The organism is Methylophaga sp. (assembly GCF_965655755.1).
Taxonomy (GTDB): Bacteria; Pseudomonadota; Gammaproteobacteria; order Nitrosococcales; family Methylophagaceae; genus Methylophaga.
In genome coordinates this window covers 3,993-5,896 of record NZ_CBFHHW010000054.1, presented here as the reverse complement: position 1 = coordinate 5,896, position 1,904 = coordinate 3,993, and the positions used below count along the sequence as shown (strand labels likewise).

General features: G+C 47.4%; 2 protein-coding genes. Both read left to right on the top strand.

Features of this window, described 5'->3' with window-relative positions; all coding sequences use genetic code 11:
* The first annotated feature begins 55 nt into the window (after positions 1–55).
* Positions 56–829, top strand: a complete 774-nt coding sequence (locus ACTF5U_RS12050) for an ABC transporter ATP-binding protein (protein ID WP_438971878.1) — start codon at positions 56–58, stop codon at positions 827–829.
* A complete protein-coding gene (locus tag ACTF5U_RS12045) occupies positions 826–1,794 on the top strand; it encodes a FecCD family ABC transporter permease (RefSeq protein ID WP_438971877.1) in 969 nt (322 codons plus the stop codon). Before ACTF5U_RS12050 ends, ACTF5U_RS12045 begins: the two co-directional genes overlap by 4 nt.
* Positions 1,795–1,904: the final 110 nt, after the last annotated feature.

The window sequence follows — 1,904 nt, the reverse complement described above, 5'->3', positions numbered from 1 at the left end:
CCGGAAATAGCCCAAATGTTACATCCCCAACTCAATTGGACGGATCGGCTCAAGGATGATTGAAGTAAAAGGCCTTACGGTCAAAATTCACCACAAACATCTGCTCGAGGAAATTCAGTTCGATCTCGCTGAAGGCGAACACCTTGTGATCGTCGGTCCAAACGGATCAGGCAAAAGCACCCTACTGAAAAGCCTGATTGGCATCATGGACTCGACTTCCGGAAAGATCCATATCAGAGACAAGGCTTTGGCGCAGTTTTCACAACGTGAACTCGCGCGGCTTGTCAGTTATGTTCCACAGAACAGTGGTCGTCAACTGCCTTTTGAGGTCGAAGACTTCATCAAAATGTCACGCTACGCTCACCACACCGCGCTTTCTGACTGGACACCTGATGATCAAGAAGCGCTGGAAGATGCATTACGGATTACTAATACCGATCAGTTTCGTTATCGAATGATGAATACGCTGAGTGGAGGCGAATGCCAGCGGGTGATGATTGCCGCAGCGCTGTGTCAGCAGACACCGATCATGGTGTTGGATGAACCAACCAGTTATCTGGATCCCCATCATCAAGTAGAAGTGCATCAATTAATCTCACGATTGAATCAACAACTTGGCATCACCGTGGTAGAGGTCAGTCATGATATTAATCATGCCGGTCAGCCAAACAGGCATGTGCTGGCGTTAAAGGAGGGGAAAACGCTCTGGTATGGTCCAGGCGAGGGCTTTCTCGAAAAAGAAAGACTAAAAGCGCTATATCAGCAGGATTTTGTTTTTATGCCCCATCCCCGGAGCGGACGAACAATCGCACTGGCAGATCCGCAATGAAAAAACCACAATTCAGATTATTATTAATTTCAGTGTTCAGCATCGCTCTGTTGGCTTTAGCGCCCTTTGTCGGCTTGAATGACATTACAAACGAAGCTGTCAGACAGCAGATTTTGTTTGATATCCGTATGCCCAGAACATTATTTGCATTTATTGCAGGCTCTGGTCTCGCTCTCTGTGGCATGGTCTTTCAAGCCATGTTTCACAATCCGTTAGCAACACCTTTTACACTCGGCGTCGCCAGTGGTGCCTCATTCGGTGCAGCCGTTACCGTTTTTCTGGGGTTGAGTTTCTCGCTATTAGGGTTTGATGCTGTGACTCTGGGAGCCTTTCTTGGTGCACTTATTGCCATTAGTTTTGTTTATGGCATTAGTCAGTTTCGTTACGGGTTTTCTGGTGAAACGTTGTTACTTACCGGTGTTGCCACAAGCTTCTTTTTTTCCAGTCTGATTTTATTCACACAGTACCTGAGTAACATCAATGATTCATTTCGAATCCTACGCTGGTTGATGGGAAGCTTGAGCATCACCGGCTATCAGCAATTGATACAATTATTACCGATTATCGCGCTTTCCAGTGCCATCATCATATGGCTGAGTCGAGAGCTGAATTTGTTGATGGCCGGTGATGATATTGCCCTCAGCCGTGGCGTGTCTGTGAAACGGGTGCGCTATTTATTGTTTTTCACCACATCCTTTTGCGTCGGCGGTATCGTCGCCTTATGTGGTCCTATTGGCTTTGTCGGCATGATGGTGCCACATATTTGTCGTTTATTAATTGGTACAGACCACCGCTGGCTGATTCCGGCGACACTGATGTTCGGTGGCGGTTTCTTAATTCTCTGCGATACGGTTGCCAGACTGGTGATTGCCCCCGCCGAACTTCCGGTTGGTGTGATTACTACATTGCTCGGCGGGCCATTCTTTCTGTGGTTACTTGTTCGCAGTCGTAAACCAACAACTTGACCCTGCTGTTTGCCCGTGTGAAGATTAATTCGTTGCTCTGAAGCAAAGTCCGCGAGGCAGCTGTGAAAGCAAGGAAGGGTCTGGTTCTGATTTTATCGGTGGTGAGTATT